Genomic DNA, 18,571 nt, shown 5'->3' with positions numbered 1-18,571 from the left:
CTCGGACTCCGCCCCTCCGGCGGCCCCGCCGGGCGCGACCGCCGGGTGCGGTGTCAGGGCCTGTCGTCGCGGGTGACGCGCCGCTCGCGTACCAGGAGCCGGCCGTTCTCACGGACCAGGACGTCTCGGCACACGCACATCAGATGCAACCGCGTGCTGCCGTTTCGGGGGGTGACCAGGACCTGGGTGTAGCAGGTCACGTGCAGGGACTCGTCGGGCCGCGGGTCCACGGCGATCATGCCCTGCCAGTGCCGGTGCGTCTCGCCGGCTGCGGCGCGCTCTTCGGCGGCCTTGCGCGCCCCCGCGGCCAGGTTCGCCCGGCCGCGGATCGGCTCGGGCAGCGAGGGCGGCGCGAACACACCGTCCTCGGTGAACGTCATCGCCCATTCTTCGGCCTCTCCGGCGTCCAGGAGTTGCATGTGCCTGGCGTAGAACTGCTGGACCTCGGCGTAGATGTGCTCGATCGACCGAGACGTTGTGCTGACGGACATGGGCGGGCCTCTCTGTCGCTTGCGGACATATTGGTGCGGCGACCTCGAAGTCCACTGGACCCGGTGTCCAGTGATGTTCCACCGCTCCTCGGAGGACGGATGCAAGCGTTCGGGAGTCGAGACCTTGGCCTACCGTGGAGGTTGAGCGTGCGGATCGTCGACCTGTCCTCGCCGATAAACGCCGACCAGTACGAGCCCGACCCGGTGACACATGAAGTGCTGACACCGCGGGAGGGCGCGGTGCACATGTCCGCTGAGATGCGCGCGCACTTCGGTCTGGAGTTCGACCCGGACGAGCTCCCGGACGGCGAGTTCCTGTCGCTCGATCGAATCAGCCTCACCACGCACACCGGAACGCACATCGACGCGCCCTCGCACTACGGCTCGCGGGCCCGCTACGGGAACGGGACGCCGCGGCACATCGACGAGATGCCGCTGGACTGGTTCTTCGCACCCGGTGTCGTCCTGGACCTCACCGCAGTGGACTCCAAGACGGTGGGGGCCTCCCATCTGGAGAAGGAACTCTCCCGCATCGGCCACCGTCTTGAGCCCTCGACCATCGTGCTCCTGCACACCGGCGCCTCGAGCTGGGCCGGCACGCAGCGCTACTTCACCGACTTCACCGGCCTGGACGGCTCCGCCGTGAACTTCCTCCTGGACGCGGGCGTGCGGGTCATCGGCACGGACGCGTTCAGTCTTGACGCCCCGTTCGGCCACATCATCTCCGCCTACCGGCGGACGGGTGACCGTTCGGTGCTCTGGCCCGCCCATTTCGCAGGCAGAGAGCGCGAGTACTGTCAGATAGAGCGACTCGCCAACCTCGACGCCCTGCCGGCACCGCACGGGTTCACGGTCGCCTGCTTTCCCGTGAAGATCACCTCCGCGGGCGCGGGATGGACCCGAGCGGTCGCCTTGATCGACGACTGACCGGCACCGCACACCGGGCCCACGGTGCCGCGGCCGCCCGTCCAGCGAGCCGGCCCCTCCGCCCGCAGCGCCCTCGACGCCGGACCCGGCCCCGGACCCGGTCCCGGCTTCGACGCCGCCGATCGATCGAGCGCGGGTGAGAGCCCTTCGCCGCCGTCCTGCCGCAGCAGGACGGCGAAGCGCTGCCGGGCCGCCCGACACGGGGAAAGCAGCCTCATCGAAATCCCCTCGACTACGAGTCGAGGGGTTATCGACGTCCGAGCCGCATGCTGCCATCGACGGCGAAGTCCACCAAAGAAGCTCCCGCGATGTTCTTCGAGGTCCCGGCGTCGGACGATCGCCTTGATCGACATCCCTGTCTTCGATCCGCCCGAGAACTCGTCCGCACGCGGCACTGAGGTAGAGGTTTCCATGGATTTTCGAGTGCTCGGCCCGGTGGAGATCATCCATGGACATCGCGATGTGATGCCGACCGCACCGAAGCCTCGACAGGTGATCTCCCTTTTGCTGCTCCGGGGAAACCGCGTCGTGCAGACCTCCGAATTGATCGACGAGCTCTGGGAGAGCGGCCCGCCGTCAAGCGCGATGACCACGCTGCAGACGTACATCTACAAACTGCGAAAGATCATGGCCGGCTGCGGGGCGGGGGAACGGCTGGAGACCCGTCCGGGCGGCTATCTGCTGACGGTTCCGGACTACTCGCTCGACCTGCGGCGATTCGAGCGCGAGGCCGATGAAGGACGCCGCCTGCTGGAGGACGGCGACCCCCAGCGCGCGGCGGAGGTGCTGAACGGCACCCTGGGCCTGTGGCGCGGCCCGGCGCTCGCCGACGTCGTCCAGGGCAAACTGCTCTCGTCCTACGTGACACGCCTCGAGGAGCTGCGGTTCCGAACGCTGGAGCTGCGGATCGAAGCCGACCTGCGCCTGGGCCGCCACCGTGAACTCGTCAGCGAGCTGAAGTCCCTCGTCCGTACCCATACGCTGCGCGAGGACCTGCACGGATCCTTGATGATCGCGCTCCACCGGTCCGGCCGGAGGCACGAGGCACTCGAGACCTATCGAGTACTCCGCGACAACATGATCGAGGACTTGGGGCTGGAACCGGGGCCCGAGCTCAAGCGGTTACACCAGGCGCTGCTGTCGGATTCCGTGCTCGATCCGCCGTCCACGCGCCACCGGGCCGGCCCGCCGCGCGAAACGATCGATCCGGTTCGGCGTGAAGTGGCCGATCTCGGTGGCCTGGGCGCCTGCCTTGGACCGTTCGATCACGCCGCCGTTCCCGCCCAGATCCCCGCCGACCTCGCGGACTTCACCGGCCGGGCGGCCATCATCGACGAGATCACCTCGTCCTTCGAGAAGGAAAGGGAACAGGACGCCGGCTCCGGCCGCACCGCGACCCGGATGGTACTGGTGACGGGCATGCCGGGGGTGGGGAAGACGGCGCTCGCGGTCCATCTCGCGCACAGACTCCGCCCGCACTTTCCGGACGGGCAGCTCTACGCGGAGTTGCAGTGCTCGACCGACGGCGGCCGGGACGTCTCAGGCGCGCTGTACGGGTTCTTGTACGCACTGGGGATCCCGGCGGACCAGATCCCCGATTCCACGAGGGAACGCAGCAAACTGTTCCGTTCGACCACGGCCGGCCGGCGCCTCCTGGTCGTTCTGGACGACGTCGTGTCCCCGAGCGAGGTCGCCCAGCTGTCGCCCGGCGACCCCCGGTGCGCGGTGATCGTCACCAGCCGCCGCAGAGTGCACGCGCTGGCGGCCGACTGGAAATTCGATCTCGACATCCTCGACGGCGACGAGGCCACCGAGCTGCTGGCCCGCATGGTCGGGGCGGCCCGGCTGGCGAGGGAGCCGCGGGCGGCGGCGAGGCTCGCGGAATTGAGCGGCAGGCTCCCGCTCGTGCTGCGATGCATAGGCGGCCGGCTGGCCGCGAGACCGGAGCTTCCGCTCGGCGAGATGGCCGACAAGCTCGCGCGGTCACCGCGGGTGCTGGACATGCTGCGCATCGGTGAGCTCGACGTGCGTTCCCGGTTCGACGGCAACTACGACAGCCTCAGCCGGCTGGAGCAGAGCGTCTTCCGGCTGCTCAGCATGCTCCCGTCCGCCGATTTCACGGTCGAGAGCGCGGCCGAGCTGCTCGGCTGGGAGAGCACCACCGTGGAACAGGTGATCGAGCGGATCGTCGACAATCACTTGATCAGGATCACCGGGTGCCGCGGCGAGACACGCTACGCCTTCCATACGGTGGTGCGGAGCTATGCGCGCGAGCGGCTGTCGGCGACGCTCAAGTACCGTCCGCCGGAGAAATCCCACCCGACGCTGAGTCTCGACCCGATGGTCGATGTGCGGCCGTGACGCCTCCTCGGCGTTGTCTGTGTACTCCAGCTCGATTCGAGTCGCGCGGATTACGTTCGGACGCCATGAGAGCTGCAGCGGACGACACCGTCCCCCCAGTTGTGATCGTGACCGGCGGCGGCACCGGCATCGGCCGGTCGACCGCGCGGGCCTTCGCGGACGAGGGCGCGCGCGTCCTCATCGTCGGGCGGAGCCGGTCCACCCTGGACGAGTGCGCCAAGGGGTACGACGACATCCACCCGGTCGTCGCCGACATCACCGACCCGAACTCGCCCGCCAGGATCGTGCGAGCGGCCCTGGACGGGTTCGGCCGGATCGACGTCCTGGTGAACAACGCCGCGGTCGGCCGGTTCGGGGGCCTGGCGGACATCGACCGGGAGACGGTCGAGGCGATGTTCGGCACCAACCTGTTCGCGCCGATCCTGCTCGCGCAGCAGGCGCTGGACGCCCTGGAGGCGACCCGCGGAGTCGTGGTCAACGTCGGAACCGCCGGCGCGCTCGGGTTGCGTTCCTGGCCGGACAACGCGCTCTACGGCGCGAGCAAGGCCGCCCTCGACTTCCTGACCCGGTCCTGGGCGGTCGAGCTCGCGCCGCGCGGCATCCGGGTGGTCGGTGTCGCGCCGGGGATCGTCAACACGGGGGTCGGCGTGCGCGCGGGCATGTCCCCCGAGGCCTACGACGGGTTCCTTGAGCACATGCGCGCGCGCATCCCGTCCGGGCGGATCGCGCGTCCGGAGGAGATCGCGTGGTGGATCACGCGGCTCGCGGGCCCCGAGGCCGAGTACGTGAACGGCACGGTGCTGGCGCTCGACGGAGCCCTGTCCGTCACGTGACCCCATGACGTGAGCCCGGTCGGCGACGGCAAGCCCACCCGTTCACACCCAAGAGGTATCCGCACGTAAAACGAGGGGATCGCCCACGATGTCGGAATCCGCGCCCGAGACCGGTGCGAATGGCACGGTCACGTTCGTCAACAGGTTCACCCTGCACGCCGCGCCCGAGGAATTCGAGCGGGTCTTCGCGGAGACCGCCGAGTTCATGGGCCGGCAGCCGGGCTTCCTCGAGCACACGCTGTTCCGGCAGCTCGATAAAGCCGACGGCTACCTGAACATCGCCCGGTGGCGGGACGTCGAATCCTTTCGCCGTGCCGTGGCGCACCCGGAATTCCGGCCGCACGCCGCCGCGCTCCGCGCGCTGAGCACCAGCGAGTCGAGTCTCTACACCCCGCGGCGCACTTTCGCTGCCGCCGAGGCGTCGCAGCGCCTGGAATAGGTGTCATCACGCCGGGCGGGACCGGGCGCCAAGGCATTTCCGGAAGCGCACTGCCGCGCGTCGTCGCCGATGGACATGCCGCGTATCTCTCGAGGCCGACTCGTGCCTCAATGCCTTTATCCGTGCTGATGATTCGAGTGAGCGTCGATTAATCGACGACTTCCGCTATGCGATGCTCAATAGGTCAAAGCCGATCATCCGAGGAGATGGCGATGAGTGATCAAATCCGTGCGGTGCGTCGAATGGTCAGCGCCTACAACACCGGCGACACCAACGACGTCGATGAGTACATCCACCCGGAGTATCTGAACCCGGGCGCGCTGGAACATGGGGACTGGCAGGGGCCGCAGGCCTTCGCGATGGCGGTCAAATGGCTGAAGCTGACCTTCTCGGAGGAGGCGCGCCTCGAGGAGGTCAAGATCGAGGAGCGCGGTGAGTGGGTACGCGCGTACCTCGTTCTCTACGGCCGGCACGTGGGGAATCTCGTGGGTTTCCCGGCCACCGGCCGCCCGTTCTCCGGCGAGCAGATCCATCTGTTCCGGTTCGTGGACGGGAAGATCAGGGATCACCGGGACTGGCCGGACTACCAGGGCACCTACCGGCAGCTCGGGGAGCCGTGGCCGGAGGCCGGCGGCTGGCGGCCATAGGACCGGGCGCTTCTTCCGGCCCTGCGGGTGCGAGGGCCCGACGGCCGGCACATGCCCGATCCGCGCGGCCTCCGGCCGGCCGCGCGGGCGCGGGTCCTGGCCGAACGCCGCGGGCCCGCCCGCCGAGCCATGGGCCCGGCCGGGACACCACATGCCGGGACGGCCCGTTCGCACATATGTTGGAGACATGTGCCGCAACATACGAGTCCTGCACAATTTCGAGCCGCCGGCGACGGAGGACGAGGTCCAGCAGGCAGCGCTGCAGTACGTCCGCAAGATCAGCGGGTCGACGCGCCCGTCGGCCGCGAACGCCGAGGCCTTCGACGCCGCTGTGGCCGCCGTCGCCGACGCCACCCGCACCCTGCTCGACGCGCTGGTGACCAAGGCGCCTCCACGCGACCGAGAGGCCGAGGCCGCCAAGGCGCGTGCCCGGGCCGCCGAGCGCTACGGGACCAGTCCGGCACGGTGACCGCACCGCCGGCGCCGCGGGTCTCCTGGTGCGATCGGAGAGGTTCGCGGGATCAGCTCACGGCCTGCTTGATGAGGGCGGTGAGCGTCTCCTCGGCCTTCTCGGTGAGCTCGGTGACGGCGTACGAGGTGGGCCACAGGCCGCTGAGATCGTCGAGGTTCGCCTCGGTGGTGAACCCGAACGACGAGTAGCGCTCCTTGTCCACGTTCCCGCTGCGGAAGAAGCAGACCACCTTGCCCTTCCTGGCGTAGGCCGGCTGGCCGTACCAGAGCTTCGGCGCCAGGTCCGGTGCGGTGCTGGTGACGATGGCGTGGATGCGTTCGGCCACCGCGCGATCGGACGGCTCCATCTCGGCGATCTTCGACAGCACGTCGAGTTCGGCGGCGGCGGCCTTGTCGCCGCGACCGCGGCTCGACTGCTTCTTCAGCTCCGCCGCGCGTTCCTTCATCGCGGCCCGCTCCTGCTCGGAGAAACCCGCCGACTTCTCGTCGCTCATGATCGTCGCCCTTCTGCTCGTGATGGTGTGCGGTGCTCGTCACGCTAGCGTCGCCGGGACGCCGGCGCTTCTCCGTTCCTGATCGATACCGCAGGAGCCCCGGTGGTCGGCCGCCGTCCTTCGCCTCCCGGTGCGGTGTGCCGCCGATGCCGGTCCTAGCGGCAAAGGCCGGCGGCTTCGGCCGCCTCGCTTCGCGGCGTTTTTCTGCTGGTCATGAAATCGTCGACCAGGGTGATGAATGCCTTCTTGTCCTCATCGGGCAAGGCGAAATATCCGGCGAGGACCTCGGCGGCGCCCGGGTGCACGAAGGTCATCGGCTGGTCGCGCCGGTGAAGCGGCTCGATGACGCACACGTCCTCCGGCCTCGTGCCGTGATAGGGCATGTCCGTCGCGACGGTGTGCCACAGCTGGTCCTTGGGGATGGCGCCACGGGCGCGCGCGACCGCCTGCTCCTTGATGCACCGCGGGGCGTGGCTGGCGGCGGAGATCTGCACCACCTTCTCGACGCCCCTCTCGGTGAACAGCTTCGCGGCGGTCTCGATCTCGTCCACGGTGTTCTTGATCTCGCGGGTGACGATGATGTTCTCCATGGTCGCGCGGAGCGCCGCCACCTGCTCCCGGCCGAGCCTCGCGAACAGGTGCCGTAATGTGGGGAACTCGTGAAGCCGGTCGAAATTGTCCAGCAGGAACCGTTTCGTGTAGTGGCCCTCGTCCAGCCCGTCTTTCCATGACGGCCCGCGGCCGATGACGACGCATTCGGCGTGTTCTGTCGGCTCCAGTTGCAGAAGAACCCGGGTCAGCGTCGCGATGTCACCCAGTTCGTCCCGCTCCGGTATGCCGCCTACCAGATCCTCCCAGGCCATGGTCGAAAGGTGTCGGCAGTGCACCAGAATACCAATCTTGGTCACTCATTCTCCCGGTTGTCCGCACCCTTGCCTTTCAAGGATTGTAGGGGCCGCCATCGTTCGTCGAAACACCCGCGGCGAAAGCCGAGCGCCGCCGGTCCGCGGTGCCGGTGTACGGCACCGCGGACCGGCGGCGCTTCGCTCTATTTCACGCGTCGCGGCGCTTGAGCAGGATCGCCGCGGCGGTGAGCAGGACGGCGGTCCACAGGCAGAACACCCCGAACCCCTGCCAGGGCGTGAGCAGGTCGTCCTGGGCCTGCTTGGCCTGCCCGATCAGCAGGCCGGCCTCCGTCGGCAGGTAGGAGTGGAGGTACTCGCCGGCCTTTCCGGGCACCAGCTGGACCAGCGGAGCCAGCACCAGCACGAACCCGATCACCCCGGTGATCCCGGCCGCCGTGTGCCGGACGAGGGCGCCGATGGCGAGGGAGAACAGGGCGAGCACGGTCAGGTAGAGCCCGCTGCCGACGACGGCCCGGAGCACCCCGGGGTCGCCGAGCGAGACCGAGATCTTGCCCTCCAGCATCGGGGCCCCGATGAAGTAGGAGACGAACGCGGTCGCGACGCTGACGACCAGCACCAGCAGGCCGAGCACCGCCGCCTTGGCCGCGAGCATGGGCAGCCGCGCCGGCACGGCCAGCAGGCTGGCCCGGATCATGCCGGTGGAGTACTCCGACGCGATCACCATGACGCCGAGGACGCAGATGGTCGGCTGGCTGATCAGGAAGCCGCTGCCGAGGATGACCGCGACCGGGTCCGCGGCCGCCAGGGCGCGGTCCTCCGCCGTCATCGCGTCCCACTCGGCGACGGTCAGCCCGACCAGCAGCGCGGTGAAGCCCGGGAAGAGCAGGGCGAGCAGGGCCAGCGTCCAGACGGTCGACCGGACCGACCGGATCTTGGTCCACTCCGACCGCATCAGCCGGCCGAAGCCGGCGCGGCCGACCGCGGGTCCCGCGGCCGTGCCGACGGTGGTGGCGGTCATTCGGCACCTCCCTGGCTCTTCGGCTCGGCGCCGGCGGCGCCGTACTCCACGCTCTCCCGGGTCAGCTGCATGAAGGCCTCTTCCAGCGAGCCGCGCTGCTGGACGACCTCGTGCAGCACGAGCCCGCCGGCCGCGGCGATCTCGCCGATCCGGGCCGCGTCCATGTCCGCGACGCTCAGCTCGCCGTCGGCGTCGCGGGTCACCGTGGCGCCCTCACGGGCGAGGGCCTTGGTCAGCCGCTCCGCGTCCGGGGTGCGCACCAGCACCGTCTGCTTCCTGCCGCGCTCGATGAACTCCTCCGTCGAGCAGTCGGCGATGAGGCGGCCCCGGCCGATGACGATGAGGTGCTCGGCGGTCACCGCCATCTCGTTCATCAGGTGGCTGGAGACGAACACGGTCCGGCCCTCGGCCGCCAGGTCCTTCATGAGCGTGCGGATCCAGACGATGCCCTCCGGGTCGAGCCCGTTGACCGGCTCGTCCAGGATGAGCACGGCCGGGTCGCCGAGCAGCGCGGCGGCCAGCCCGAGCCGCTGCCCCATGCCAAGGGAGAAGCCACCCGCCCGCTTGCGCGCGACGTCGTGCAGCCCGACCAGCCGGAGCACCTCCTCGACGCGCTTCTTGCCGATGCCCTGCGTCTGGGCCAGGCACAGCAGGTGGTTGTAGGCGCTCCGCCCGGAGTGGACGGCCTTGGCCTCCAGCAGCGCGCCGACCTTGCGGAGCGGCTGCGGCAGGTCCCGGTAGTGCCGGCCGTCGATGGTGGCGTCGCCGCCATGGGGACGGTCGAGGCCCAGCAGCAGGCGCATGGTCGTCGACTTGCCGGCGCCGTTGGGGCCGAGGAATCCGGTCACCTTGCCGGGCTCGACGGTGAAGGAAAGGTCGGCGACGGCGGTCTTATCGCCGTACCGCTTGGTGAGGTTCACGGCTTCGATCATCTGGTCCGTCCTGGGAAGTGCCGCTGGGAATGGGAGCGAGGCACCAGCACAGCCCGCTCTCGGGGTTCCGGTCTGGGGACAGGCTCACCGCTGACGCGGCTCGGTGAAGCGCGGCCTGTCGCCGGAGGGGACGCGGAGGGGACGCGGAGGGCGCGGTCGGAGACGCCGTACGGCCGGCCGCTCGGGTCCTGCGGCATCTCGGCGCCCGCGGAGCGGATCCGCTCGAAGGCGGCGCCGTGCGGCAGGCCCTCGGGCGGCCGCCCGATCATGGTCTGCGCGTCGGCGGGCGGGGCGCCCGGGCCGGCGGCAGGCGGTTCGAGGACGGTGTCCGCGTCCGGTCGTCGACCGCCGGGAGGCATTGTGACAACTTGATCTCCATGCGTCGGATGCTACGGAGGCGGATACGGGATTGGCTTCTCCATTCCTGACCGTTCACAGACCGATCTTGAAGACGCCGTTCCCGACGTATCGGGACCGCTGACGCGCCGCCAATTCCCGGTGGTCAGCCGGTGGCGAACTCGGCCAGAACCCGGCCGAGAACGTCCATCTCCACCCGGTGCCATGAACCGGGCAACTCCATTCCCCGGCCGTTGGGCAGCGCGGCCGCGGTCGCCCGCGCGGCGGCGCGCAGCCAGTCGCTGGTGCCGTCGCTGTTGACGACCAGCGCCGGCGTCCGGAGACCGGCCAGCCGCCGGACCGGGACGCTGTAGTCGCCGCAGATGGCGGTGTCGTAGGCGAGCGTGTGGGCGTTCGCCTCGTTCCCCGCCCACAGCGGGCCCCGGCGCCAGTCGGCGATCACTTCGGGGGAGAGGTCCATCAGCTCGGCGAGGAAGTACTCCGCGGCCTCGCCGCGCCTGCCGTCGGCCAGCATCGCCCGGAGGTTGTCCATGAAGTCGGCCGGGGGCCTCGGATGACCGTCGACCCGGTAGTAGGGCTCGTGCAGCGCGAGCTTGGTGATCGGGACGCCGGCCATGGCCGCCTCGAGCGCCAGGTTCGCGCCGCAGGACCCGGCGAACACCGCCGCCCGGCCGCCGGCCTCGCCGATCACGGCCTGGAGGTCCTCGATCTCGCGTTCGACGGCGTAGGCGGGGGAGTCGCCGCTCTCGCCGCGTCCCCGCCGGTCGTAGACGTAGGTGGTGCAATGCGGCGCCAACTCCGGAACGAGCTGATCGAAGATCGTGTGATCGCGGAACGCGCCGTTGAGGAGCACGATCGGCGGGCCGTCGCCCCTCTTCTCGTAGGCGATCGTGGTGCCGTCCGGCGAAACGACCTTGCGCATCGCGCTCTCCTCTCGCCGATGAAAGTGTTTCCGCGCCGTCAATTTCCGGCACACCGGTTGACGGCCGGTCGAGAAGCGGTCGCACCCCATCGCCCGCCGCGGCGCCGGTGCGCCGGCCGGAATGGATCACCGCTGCCGTCCGGAGTGATCATTCGGAGGCCAATGCGCGATCAGGCGAGTGGGCCGGGGCCGCTCGGGCCGCCGGGCGGGGCGAGAAAGCGAGGTCACGCGCACGGAGGCGCTGGTGAGAGACGCGCCGAGAGATTCGAGCGCCTATGTCTCGGACTCGGAGACGTTTAGTGAGCGGGTTTCCACGGGCCCGATCCGGAGGCTGTGGGAGCGATTCCAGACCCGTTTATTTGTGCCGGTAGATTAGCAGTAGGTGGACTCCGCAGCAAGGTGCGCGTCACCCGAGATGCTCTTTATCGAAGGTCCATGCGGAAATCGGCGCGGAAGCCTTTTGGCCCTGCTGTGGCGGAGGGCGGGGGCACGGTAGGACGACGACCGCGGCGTCCGCCTGTAGACGGGTTGATCGCCACAACCATGCCCCTGGAACCAGGAGTCGCGGGTGTTGGACGCCACTCTCGTCCACTGCGACCGGGTGGTCGCTGACCTGCCGCTACCTCGCAGGGGCCGGCGGCGTGGTCTTCGCCCCGCAATGAGCCTGGATCTCGGAAAGAGGCCAACCGCGCCCACGCCCGGCTGCGCGGACCGGGCGAGCGCGCCATGCCCTGCTCCGGCCGGCGCGTCTCGCGCAAGATCCACTCGGCCCGATCAAGGTCGGGCGCCCGTGCAAGACGATCATTGTCCCGCAATATCGGCAGGCAGCTCGCGCGGCCCAAGGATGAAAAGGTCCCGCGAGGGGCGGGTAAGAGGAATGTTACCTTGCGGAATGCGGGTGCCGGGTTATTATACTTTCTTTTTGCCTGACCTGCGGAGGCGCTATTCGCGGGTAGCTTGCGGGGAAAATCGAGGCGCCCATCGTAGTGTTTTGCCGTTGCCTGAAGTCCATGCCGAGTCGGGGGTGATACTCACTGGAAATTTGGTCTCCTGGAAGGCATGCTCAACTGGGACATGATCCGCCCGTGCACAAGGGGGAGACGACATGCACCCGGATCCCGGGCCACTCAGTATCGGCCTGCTTGGCGCCCTGTCCCTTCGACTCGGCCAGACACCGGTCAAGACCAGTGCGCCCAAGCAACGCCAGGTCCTCGCACTGCTCGCGCTGAACGCAGGCCGGGTCGTCACAGTACCGACGCTCATCGAAGAACTATGGGGTGAACGCCCACCGCGCAGTTACGCAACGACATTGCAGACTTACATTTTGCAGTTGCGCAACGCACTGGCCGCCGCCAGCTGCGGAAACCCGTACGCGCGCCAGATGCTCAGCACCCGCCACCACGGTTACCTCCTGGAGGAGGACGCCTGCCAGACCGACGTCGAGGTGTTCGACCGGCTGGCGCTCGCCGGCCGCGCCGCGGCCGAGGCGGGCGATCACCGCCTGGCCTCGGAGGAGCTCAGCCGGGCGCTGCGGCTTTGGCGCGGTCCCGCGCTGGTGGACGTCCGGATGGGCAGCGTCCTGGAGATCGAGGCGGCGTCGCTGGAGGAATGCCGGCTCGGGGCCCTGGAGCGGCGCATAGAGGCCGATCTGGCGCTGGGACGGCACGCGGACCTGTTGGGCGAGTTGACGCTCGTGACGGCCAGGAACCCGATGAACGAGAACCTCTGCGCGTTCCTGATGACCGCCCTGTACCGGGCGGGACACGTCGGGCGCTCGCTGCAGGCGTTCCACCGGCTCCGGTCGGTGCTGAACCGCGAGCTGGGCGTCGAGCCCGGCCCACGGCTGCAGCGCCTGCAGGCGGCCATCCTGTCGGGTGATCCCGCGCTGGAGGCCGGCTCGCGGCCTCGCGAGGAGGTCGCCGCGAGCCGCTCCGACGGCGTCCTTTGACCGAGACGCCGTGGGCTCGGCGGCGGATCGGCGATGCCGCCCCCGACGACGTCGGCGGACCCGGCCTGAGCGGCATTCTCCCCGCGTGTGCAGCGACGTTCCCGTCGCGAAGGCCGGTCCGCGGCGCCAATGGACAATGGCGGTGCCGGACCGCTGAAAGGAACGGAAACCCCCGGTGACGCGGCCGATCACAATGATCGGCCGGCGCGCACCGGGGGTTTCGCATTGATCGTCGACGGGGCATCGAAAGATCATTCGCGCCGCGCCGGAGGCGTGTCACATCGGGGGATTCCCGTGCTTGCGCGGCCGCAGGTCCGGCCGCTTCTCGCTGAGCAGGTCGAGTGCCCGGACGATCATGACGCGGGTGTCGGCGGGATCGATCACGTCGTCGACCAGGCCCCGCTCCGACGCGTAGTACGGGTGCATCAGCTCTTCGGTGTACTCGGCGATCAGCTGTGACCTGAGCCGGTCGGGGCTGTCGGCGGCGGCCAGTTCCTTGCGGTAGATCACGCCGACGGCGGCCTCGGCGCCCATCACGGCGATCTCGTTGGTCGGCCAGGCGAAGGACAGGTCCGCTCCGATGGACCGGGAGTCCATCACGATGTACGCGCCGCCGTAGGCCTTGCGGAGTATCACCTGTACCCGGGGGACCGTCGCGTCGCAGTAGGCGTACAGCAGCTTGGCCCCGTGCCTGATGATCCCGTGGTGCTCCTGGTCCACACCGGGCAGGAAGCCCGGCACGTCGACGAGCGTGACCAGCGGGATGCTGAACGCGTCGCACATCTGCACGAACCTGGCACCCTTCTGGGAGGCGTCGATGTCCAGGACGCCCGCGCGCACGACCGGCTGGCTGGCCAGGAGGCCGACGGTGCGGCCGCCCATGCGCGCCAGCGCGCACACGATGTTGGGCGCCCAGTGCTCGTGCACCTCCATGAACTCGCCCTGGTCGGCGATCTCCGCGAGGACCTCGCGCATGTCGTACGGGATCTTCGGATCGGCGGGCACGATGTCGGCGAGCCGGGGGCAGCGCCGGTCGGGCGGATCGCCGGTCTCATAGGACGGGGCGAGGTCGTGGCTGTTGGACGGCAGCAGCGAGATGAGGTAGCGGACCTCGTCCAGGCAGGCCGCCTCGTCGTCGCAGACGAAGGACGCGACACCGGACGACGCCGCGTGCACCTGGGCGCCGCCCAGCTCCTCGTGCGTGACCGACTCGCCGGTCACGGTCCTGATGACGTCGGGTCCGGTGATGAACATGTGCGAGGTGTCGCGGACCATGAAGGTGAAGTCGGTCAGCGCCGGTGAGTACGCCGCGCCGCCGGCGCAGGGCCCCAGCATGACGCTGATCTGCGGGATCACTCCGGAGGCGCGGACGTTGCGGGTGAAGATCCCGCCGTACCCGGCGAGCGCGGTGACGCCCTCCTGGATCCGCGCCCCGCCGCTGTCGTTCAGCGCGACGAGGGGGGCGCCGGCGGCGAGCGCGAGGTCCATCACCTTGTGGATCTTCGCGGCGTGCACCTCGCCGAGCGAGCCGCCGAGGACGCGGAAGTCCTGCGCGTAGGCGAAGACCCGGCGGCCGTGCACGGTACCGGAGCCGGTCACGACCCCGTCGGTGGCGGGCCCCGCGGGTCCCGGGCCGGTCGTCCGGCGCCGGAACAGGTCGAACTCGGTGAAGGAGCCGTCGTCGAGCAGGAGCTCCAGCCGTTGCCTGGCGGTGAGCTTGCCCTTGGCGTGCTGCCGCTCGGTGGCCAGTTCGTCCCCTTGGACGGCCCGCTTGCGGATCTCCGCCAGCCGGCGGACGTGGTCCCTGGTCGTCGCCGCGTGCCGCACCGAGCCCGGCGCCGCGTCGGAGGTCTGTTCGCTCATGGTCACGCGCCTTCCTCGTGCGGAGTGGAGCCGGCGGCCAGGCGGTCGTGCCGTACCGGCGCCCCCAGCACGTAGGCGGCGGCGGCCGCGCACAGCACCCCGGACAGCGTTTCGCCGTCGGTGGCGAGCGGGATGACGGGGACGCCCGGGCAGGTCTGGGCGGCGTGGACGGACAGCAGCCGGCCCGGGCCGACCTCCAGGATCAGGCTCACCTCGTCGCCCATGCGCTCGACCGCCTGGCTGAACCGCACCGGCTCGCACAGCTGCCTGACCAGGAGGCCGCGCAGGTCGGTGGCCGGCGGCAGGACGTGCCCCGTCACGGTCGACAGGACGCGCCGTTCGAGCGGGCGGAACCGCGTTCCCGCCAGGTGGGCGCGGAGCGGTTCCGCCGCCGGGGCCATCGCGGGGGAGTGGAAGGCGTCGGAGACCGGGAGGCCCGCCGCCCTGAGGCCCGCCGCGGCGGCGGCCTTCAGCACGCGGCCGACGGCGTCCCTGGGGCCCGCGACGACCGTCTGGGCCGGATTGTTGTAGCCGGCGACGACGACCGGTTCGCCGTGCAGCAGCGGCTCGGCCTCCGCCGGGGGCCCGCCGATCACCGCCATGGTGCCGGCGCCCGTGCACACGTCCATCATGATCCGGCCGTGCTCGGCCGCCAGCGCGAACAGCTCGGACTCGCTCATCGCCCCAGCCCACTGCAGAGCCGTCAGCTCCCCGAGGCTGTGACCGGCGGCCACCGACCCCTCGATGCCGAGTTCGGCGAGCGCGCGCACGCCCGCGATGGAGGAGGCGACGATCCGCGGCTGGACGGAGCCGAGCGCGGCGGGGTCGCCGGCCGCCGGTATCGGGACGGTCCGGTACAGGTCCCCGGCCGACTCGAACCGCCTCGTGAGCGCGTCGCCGTAGGTGCCGCTGTCGGATCCCTGGCCGGGGAAGAGGAAGCCGATCGCCGGCGTGCCGCCGGCCCGGCCCGCGAACACCCCGCCGTTGACGTCGAAGGTCGCCACGTCGCCGCCGCGCAGCGCCGCGGCCAGCCTGGCGAGGCGTTCGCGGGCCTCGTCCGGCGACGCGGCGACGACGCCCGCCCGCACCGGACGGTCCGCGAGTTCGCGCCGCGCGGTCGCGGCCAGGCCGCCGAGTCCGCCGGACGCCGGTTCCCCGAGCAGGTCGATCAGGTGCGCCGCGCGGTCGCGCAGGCCCGCCGCGGTCCCGGCGTCCAGCAGGAGGAGCCGGTGCTCGCCGGCGGCCGGATCCGGCCGGTTCCCGGGCCGGGCCGGGCCGCCGGCGGCGGTCGAATTCGCGTCATTAATGTCGGGCATGCTCCCCAGCGTGCGCCAATCGGCGGGCGCGTCCCTTCTCCTAGATTGCCCAACGGGTGCGCCACTAGTGCTGCTCGAGTTGACCGCGACGGCCGCGCGCCATCTTGATGCCGGGACGGGACGCAGTGAGGTGCCAATGGACAATGCAGTGGAAAAGGCGATCGAATGCATCTGGGAGCGCTACAGCGAGCCGCTGTCGCTCACCGAGATCGCCGAAAGCGCCCGGCTGAGCCGTTTCTATTTCGCCCGGCTGTTCAGGGACACCACCGGAATAACCCCCGGCCGTTTCCTCGCCGCGATCCGGATCCACCAGGCCAAGCGCCTGCTGCTGAGCACCTCGCTGAGGATCACCGACATATCGTTCGCGGTGGGCTACAACAGCCTGGGCTCGTTCACCAACTACTTCACGACCAGTGTCGGGGTCTCTCCCGGCCGGTACCGCCGGCTGTCGCGGACCGCGGGATTCGAGTTCCCCCGGCCGCAGCCCGATCCGCGCTTCGGGTTCGGCGCGGTCGCGGGGACGATCAGCCTGCCGGAGGGGCACGGCAACGCGCGCGTGTACGTGGGCGCGTTCCGGACCCCCATCGTCCAGCACCCGCCGGCCGCCGCCGTCATCGTCGACGTGCCCAGCGGCCGTCCGTCCTGCTACCAGCTGCAGGGCGTCCCCGAAGGCGACTGGTTCGTGCACGCGGTGGGCGTGGCCGACGGGGTCTGGCCCGACCCCTGGGCCCACCGGACCTCCCTGGTCGGCAGGCACGACTCGGTCACGGTCGCCGCGGACGACGTCACCAGCGTCGCGGTGCGCCTGCGCGCCGGCCGGCCGGCCGACCCGCCGATCCTGCTCGCGCTGCCCGATCTGGAACCCCGGCCCGCCCTCGCGGCCGCCGCCGGGTGCCCCGCCATCACTCCGCGCGCGGCGTCGGCGGGCCGGCGCCGCGCCGGCGGCCACCGGCGGACGGCGCCTCCGGTGCCGGTTCCGCCGCCGTCCTGATCCGCGGCGCGCCCGCACCGTCCGCGACCCGGAAATCGGAGTAATGATCGACCGACGCCCGCGCCAATTCTCGGTGACCTTTTCCCGGCCCGGTGGTGCACCCGTTCGACTGGTGACCCCGCGCGGTTGAACGCGGCGAACCGGAATCCGGATTCGGGTTATCACGGCACGTTCGAAGATGCCGGCGGACCGGACCTCTCCCACCATATGAGTGGACGGCAGATTCCGGCACTCGGTATCCGCTGAATCGACAGGGACACTCCGCGACCAGACGAAGTGGAGATCGACCGTGACCACCCAAGAAGTGCTGAGGCCCCGCGCCGGTGCCGGATTCGCCGAACGGCTGGCCCGCTCCGCGGCGGCGGCCGAAGGCGTCGGCATGCCGACCTCCGACGTGCCGGACTGGCTCGCCGCCCGGAAGCGGGCGCACCGGGCGCGAGTGCTGCGGATCCCGTTCGCCGAGCTGGACGGCTGGTCGTTCGCGGCGGACACCGGCGACCTCCGGCACCGCAGCGGACGGTTCTTCTCCGTCGAGGGCCTGCACGTCGTCCGCTCGGACACCGAATGGCAGCAGCCGATCATCATGCAGCCGGAGATCGGCATCCTCGGCATCCTGGCCAAGGAGTTCGACGGGGTCCTCCATTTCCTGATGCAGGCGAAGATGGAGCCCGGCAATCCCAACCTGGTGCAGCTCTCCCCGACCGTGCAGGCCACCCGCAGCAACTACACCAAGGCGCACGGAGGGGCGGCGGTGAAGTACCTGGAGTACTTCCTCCAGCGCGACCGGGTCAGGGTGCTCACCGACGTCCTGCAGTCCGAGCACGGCGCGTGGTTCTACCACAAGCGCAATCGCAACATGATCGTCGAGGTGGACGAGGCCGTGCCCGTCGCCGACGCGGACGCCGACTTCCAGTGGTTCACGCTGGGGCAGCTCGGCGAGCTGCTCCACCAGGACAACGTGGTGAACATGGACGCGCGCACCGTGCTGGCCAGCGCGCCGATGGCGCACGCGGGACGCACGGCGCTGTCGTCCGACACCGACCTGCTGTCCTGGTTCACCGAGGAACGGGCCCGCCACGACGTCCTCGCCCGCCGGACGCCCCTGAACCAGGTGGCCGAATGGTTCCGCGACGGCCGGTCCATCCACCGCGCCGACGGCCGGTTCTTCCGGGTGGTGGCGGTCGCCGTGGAGGGCGCCGACCGCGAGGTCTCCAGCTGGACCCAGCCGCTGTTCGAACCCGTCGGCCCCGGGGTCGTCGGCTTCGCGTACCGCGTCTTCGACGGGGTGCCGCACATCCTCGTGCACGCCCGGGTCGAGGGCGGCTTCCTCGACACCGCCGAGATCGGGCCGACCGTCCAGGGCGTCCCGGCGAACTACGTCCACCTGCCGGCGGCGCACCGCCCGCCCCTCCTGGACCTGATGCTGGACGCGGACCCGGCGCGCGTCCGCTACTCGGCGGTGCACTCCGAGGAGGGCGGCCGGTTCCTCAACGCCGAGAGCCGCTACCTGATCGTCGAGACCGACGAGTCGACGACCCCCACCGAACCCCCGCCCGGCTACCACTGGATCACCCCGGGGCAGCTGAACTGGCTGGCCGGCCACAGCCGCTACGTCAACGTGCAGGCCCGGACCCTGCTCGCCGTCCTCAACACGCGCACGCGAGTCCTCGCGTGACCCGGCCCGCGCGGGGGCGG

17 protein-coding genes are annotated in these 18,571 nt (G+C 70.4%); 9 read left to right on the top strand and 8 right to left on the bottom strand.

The annotated features are described in order from the left end of the window. Window positions 1-53: 53 nt before the first annotated feature. Entirely contained in the window at window positions 54-491 is a 438-nt protein-coding gene (locus AB0881_RS07035) for a nuclear transport factor 2 family protein (RefSeq protein WP_366614923.1), read from the bottom strand. Window positions 492-638: 147 nt separating this feature from the next. Between AB0881_RS07035 and AB0881_RS07030 the strand changes: the two genes are divergently transcribed. From AB0881_RS07030 to AB0881_RS07005, 6 genes are all read left to right on the top strand, one after another. Beyond that, window positions 639-1,418 (top strand): cyclase family protein, encoded by a 780-nt coding sequence (locus tag AB0881_RS07030; protein ID WP_366614921.1) that lies wholly within the window; start codon window positions 639-641, stop codon window positions 1,416-1,418. Window positions 1,419-1,760: 342 nt separating this feature from the next. Further along, window positions 1,761-3,779: a BTAD domain-containing putative transcriptional regulator gene (locus AB0881_RS07025; protein ID WP_366614920.1), complete on the top strand. Its 2,019-nt coding sequence runs from the start codon at window positions 1,761-1,763 to the stop codon at window positions 3,777-3,779. A 65-nt stretch (window positions 3,780-3,844) separates the two neighbouring features. Next, window positions 3,845-4,612: an SDR family oxidoreductase gene (locus AB0881_RS07020; protein ID WP_366614918.1), complete on the top strand. Its 768-nt coding sequence runs from the start codon at window positions 3,845-3,847 to the stop codon at window positions 4,610-4,612. An 88-nt stretch (window positions 4,613-4,700) separates the two neighbouring features. After that, the gene (locus tag AB0881_RS07015) at window positions 4,701-5,051 is read left to right on the top strand and encodes an antibiotic biosynthesis monooxygenase family protein (protein ID WP_366614916.1); all 351 of its coding nucleotides are present in this window, start codon (window positions 4,701-4,703) and stop codon (window positions 5,049-5,051) included. 212 nt (window positions 5,052-5,263) lie between these two features. Continuing rightward, window positions 5,264-5,698: an ester cyclase gene (locus tag AB0881_RS07010; RefSeq protein WP_366614915.1), complete on the top strand. Its 435-nt coding sequence runs from the start codon at window positions 5,264-5,266 to the stop codon at window positions 5,696-5,698. A gap of 187 nt (window positions 5,699-5,885) precedes the next feature. Next, window positions 5,886-6,167, top strand: coding sequence for a DUF2277 domain-containing protein (locus AB0881_RS07005; RefSeq protein ID WP_366614913.1), 282 nt, complete (start codon window positions 5,886-5,888; stop codon window positions 6,165-6,167). A gap of 52 nt (window positions 6,168-6,219) precedes the next feature. On the opposite strand, the gene AB0881_RS07000 is transcribed toward AB0881_RS07005, so the two are convergent. The 5 genes from AB0881_RS07000 to AB0881_RS06980 form a co-directional block, all read right to left on the bottom strand. Beyond that, window positions 6,220-6,663, bottom strand: a complete 444-nt coding sequence (locus AB0881_RS07000; RefSeq protein WP_366614912.1) for a DUF1801 domain-containing protein — start codon at window positions 6,661-6,663, stop codon at window positions 6,220-6,222. 155 nt (window positions 6,664-6,818) lie between these two features. Beyond that, entirely contained in the window at window positions 6,819-7,571 is a 753-nt protein-coding gene (locus AB0881_RS06995) for a hypothetical protein (RefSeq protein WP_366614910.1), read from the bottom strand. 145 nt (window positions 7,572-7,716) lie between these two features. Beyond that, complete coding sequence (locus AB0881_RS06990; protein ID WP_366614909.1) at window positions 7,717-8,547, bottom strand: ABC transporter permease; 831 nt, start codon at window positions 8,545-8,547, stop codon at window positions 7,717-7,719. Next, window positions 8,544-9,479, bottom strand: a complete 936-nt coding sequence (locus AB0881_RS06985) for an ATP-binding cassette domain-containing protein (protein WP_366614908.1) — start codon at window positions 9,477-9,479, stop codon at window positions 8,544-8,546. The genes AB0881_RS06990 and AB0881_RS06985 overlap by 4 nt, the downstream gene beginning before the upstream one ends. Window positions 9,480-9,981: 502 nt before the next feature. Continuing rightward, window positions 9,982-10,758: an alpha/beta fold hydrolase gene (locus tag AB0881_RS06980; RefSeq protein ID WP_366614907.1), complete on the bottom strand. Its 777-nt coding sequence runs from the start codon at window positions 10,756-10,758 to the stop codon at window positions 9,982-9,984. 1,105 nt (window positions 10,759-11,863) lie between these two features. Between AB0881_RS06980 and AB0881_RS06975 the strand changes: the two genes are divergently transcribed. Beyond that, window positions 11,864-12,706 carry an AfsR/SARP family transcriptional regulator gene (locus AB0881_RS06975; RefSeq protein WP_366614905.1) on the top strand — a complete coding sequence of 281 codons (843 nt, stop codon included), beginning with the start codon at window positions 11,864-11,866 and terminating at the stop codon, window positions 12,704-12,706. A 276-nt stretch (window positions 12,707-12,982) separates the two neighbouring features. Here the strand turns inward: AB0881_RS06975 and AB0881_RS06970 are convergent, their stop codons facing one another. Together AB0881_RS06970 and AB0881_RS06965 are read right to left on the bottom strand one after the other, a co-directional pair. Next, window positions 12,983-14,569 carry an acyl-CoA carboxylase subunit beta gene (locus AB0881_RS06970; RefSeq protein ID WP_366614903.1) on the bottom strand — a complete coding sequence of 529 codons (1,587 nt, stop codon included), beginning with the start codon at window positions 14,567-14,569 and terminating at the stop codon, window positions 12,983-12,985. A 2-nt stretch (window positions 14,570-14,571) separates the two neighbouring features. Continuing rightward, window positions 14,572-15,885, bottom strand: a complete 1,314-nt coding sequence (locus tag AB0881_RS06965) for an ACP S-malonyltransferase (protein WP_366614901.1) — start codon at window positions 15,883-15,885, stop codon at window positions 14,572-14,574. 136 nt (window positions 15,886-16,021) lie between these two features. Between AB0881_RS06965 and AB0881_RS06960 the strand changes: the two genes are divergently transcribed. After that, window positions 16,022-16,876, top strand: coding sequence for an AraC family transcriptional regulator (locus AB0881_RS06960; RefSeq protein ID WP_366614899.1), 855 nt, complete (start codon window positions 16,022-16,024; stop codon window positions 16,874-16,876). A gap of 289 nt (window positions 16,877-17,165) precedes the next feature. Then, entirely contained in the window at window positions 17,166-18,551 is a 1,386-nt protein-coding gene (locus AB0881_RS06955; protein WP_366614897.1) for an NDP-hexose 2,3-dehydratase family protein, read from the top strand. Window positions 18,552-18,571: the final 20 nt, after the last annotated feature.

This window comes from Spirillospora sp. NPDC029432, assembly GCF_040703975.1.
In the GTDB taxonomy this organism is placed as follows: domain Bacteria; phylum Actinomycetota; class Actinomycetes; order Streptosporangiales; family Streptosporangiaceae; genus Spirillospora.
Note: the sequence above shows the minus strand (reverse complement) of the source record. Positions and strands in the feature narration are given on the sequence as shown.